A 2,902-nucleotide genomic window follows, 5' to 3' on the forward strand; every position below is an offset into this window, starting at 1 on the left:
ACACCGCGGTGGCCGGCGGCTCGCGTCCGCTGGTCCCGTCGCCCGCCACCCGGGTCGCCCGGATCCCCGCCGACGTGCTGACCGACCTACGGCGGCTGCGGGATTCGGCGCTGCCCGGGGTCAACATGTTCGCCGTGCAGACCTGCGCGCTGCACGAGGCGTTCGCCGCAGCCGGACTCGACGTGGACCCCACGGTCACCGTGCCGTTCGACGTCCGGCGCTACCTGCCCGACGGGCACGACACGCTCGCGTCGTTCTCCGCCGGCCTGGACTTCACCCTCGACGGCGACGACGGCCCGCGAAGGTTGCAGGCGGAGATGACCGCCGCGGCGCGCATGGCGCGCCCGGTCGCGAATCTGGTGGCGGGCACGGTGAAGACCAGGGCCGCGATGCGTTCCGGACGCCACGCCGAGCCGCTGCTGCCCGACCGCCCCCGGCTGCGGCTGCTGCACTCCAGCATCGGCACCGTGCCCAGAAACCCCTGGGCGTTCAGCGATCCCGGCCGGGCCCGCATCCTGGTGGCCAGCGACCCGGCCGGCCCGTGCGGGGTGACCGTCACCTCGGCGACGGTGACCGGCGCGCTGTGGCTGACCGCGGAGTTTCACGACACCGTGTTCGATGCCGGGAAGATCGCCGCCGCTCTGGCTTCGGTTCCGGAGCAGATCCGCAAGCTTCTCGGCTGAGATCACTCGACGTTGTTGTCGTTGCCCGGCGCGTAGTACGGGTTGACGCTGCGGAACACCACGGTTTCGCCGTCTTCGTGGATCGCCGTCCACTTCGGCGATCTGCGCAACGCGTCCTGCACGATGTCGACGGCCTCGGGCCGGAAGTCGCCGTAGTAGCGGATCGCCTTGCTGGACTGCTCGCTGAAGATCACATAGGCCATGTAGACGCCGTTGGTGACGTCGTCGCTGAGGGTCTTCAGGTCCTCCTCGGTCGGGAACGAGGCCTTCAGTTCGGCCAGCCGCGGATCCCTGCCGTCCCACAGGTCGTAGCTCACCGGTTCGTCGTAGTACGGATTGAACAGCGTGAGCTCGGCGTAGTCGGCGTTGAGCCGCGTGGGCATGCCACCGAGCCTCATCATCACGAACCGGGTGCGTTTGTCGGCGCCGGTGGTCAGCGACTGCATCAGATCGACCTGGGCCCGGGTCTCGAAGATGAACGGCCACAACGCGACATAGCCGTGCAGACCGGCCACCGCCATCACCGTCGCCACCACCGCGGCCACCGTCCGCGACACCAGGCCCCGCAGCCGGGTGCGGGCTCCGTCGAGCGCGCCGACCGCCGCGGGGGCGATCAGGATCGCGCAGCCCAGCAGCGAGTACAGGTAGACCCGGAAGATCGCCTCGCCGCCGTAGCTCTGACCCAGCAGCAGCCCGAACGAGCTGAACGCCACGATGCTCAGCGCGAGCACCGGGCGTCGCCGGCGCCGCATCCACCCGGCGGCGGCCAGCGCGCTCAGCACCACGATGATCGACAGGCCGCGCACCACCGCTGAGGTGAAGTCCTTGGCGGGCAGCCCGGAGCTCTGGATGTTGCTGTTGGCGTTGGCCAGCGGGCTACCGCCGGACAGCAGCCCGTAGGGCAGCACCGCTTCGAGGTTCAGCAGCAGATAGGTCAGCGCGATCGACACCATCGCCGCAGCGCTCCACCACGGGCGGGCCCGGCGGAACGCACAGAGCACACATGCCGCCCCGACCGCCCAGAACGGTGTCAGCTGGTGGGTGGGCACGGTCGCGGCGAACACGATGACGGCGAGGATCCCGCAGGCCCGGCTGCGCGGCGAGGCCAACAGCAGGGTCATCATCCCGAAGGCGAGTACCACCGACCACGCCTGCGGGGAGAAGTAGTCCTGCCCCACCCAGTTCACGATCTCGGCGACGAACGCCGCCGTCACCGCGGTGCGCCGGGAACGTCCGAGCACCCGCGCGGCGGTGTAGACCGTCAGCGCGATCAGCACGTGCATCACCGGGGCGAACAGGTGCGCGACGGTGATCGCCGCGATGCCGGTGACCTCGCAGAACCATGCCCACAGAGTGAAGAACGCGGTCCACTGCGCGTAGATGTCGGTGCCGTCGGGGGCGATGTGCCCGTGGACCATGATGTAGTCGACGACCGCGAGATGCTTGTAGGTCCAGTCATAGAGCGGCACCTCGGTCGCCACCACCGTGGTCACCCTGGACACCACGATCGCCGACAGCAGCGCCGCCACCGCGGGCACCAGCGCCCGGTCGCGCACCGCGACCAGCAGCGCCCAGGTGCACAGCACGATGCACACCGCGAGCAGCGGGCCGCTGCCGGAGAACAGCAGGCCGTAGTAACCGGCGTCCGCGCCGGGCAGCCCGGGCACCGCGACCAGCCAGACGATCAGCGCAGAGGCGCTCAGGAGCAGCGAAAGATGCCGTCGCACAGAGCTTCTGCCCGGCGGCGCCGCACTGGCCAGGACACGCCGATGCCATCCGCGGGCCGCGTCGAGAACCGAGGTGTGGTTGCGCCGGTACCAGTACGCGCTGCTGCCGGCCACCAGAAGCACCAGCACCCACAGGATTCCGAGCGGGTCCCACCGGTAGGACCACATCGCCGCGATCGTGGTCAGCGTGACGATCGCCATGCCGAGCACCGGCACCGTCGACAACAGCGCGCGCCGGGGAATCCGCACCCAGGTCGTCACCGCCGCCCCGGGCCCCACCGCGATGAACACGACGAGCGCGACCGCGCGCACCGCACTCGGCAGGCCGGTCAACGCAAGCGCACCCGCGACCGCGCCGACGGTGGCGAGGTCGGCCATACGCACCGGCGCGACGGGAATACGGCGCAGCACAAGCGTTTCGGCGCGACCCCCGGCAGACCTGTGGGTGGTGGCCGGTTCCAGGATGGCGGTCATCGGCGGCCCGCCGTCACG

General features: G+C 70.5%; 1 protein-coding gene and 1 pseudogene. One reads left to right on the forward strand and one right to left on the reverse strand.

Annotated elements, in window-relative coordinates; all coding sequences use genetic code 11:
• Positions 1–683, forward strand: a pseudogene (locus tag MVA01S_RS29360) (hypothetical protein); the annotation flags it as partial.
• Between the two features lie 2 nt (positions 684–685).
• On the opposite strand, the gene MVA01S_RS29365 reads toward MVA01S_RS29360, so the two are convergent.
• A partial coding sequence (locus tag MVA01S_RS29365; RefSeq protein ID WP_306307764.1) for a hypothetical protein occupies positions 686–2,902 on the reverse strand: 2,217 nt, incomplete at its 5' end.

Source organism: Mycolicibacterium vaccae NBRC 14118 = CIP 105934, from assembly GCF_001552715.1.
Taxonomy (GTDB): domain Bacteria; phylum Actinomycetota; class Actinomycetes; order Mycobacteriales; family Mycobacteriaceae; genus Mycobacterium; species Mycobacterium vaccae.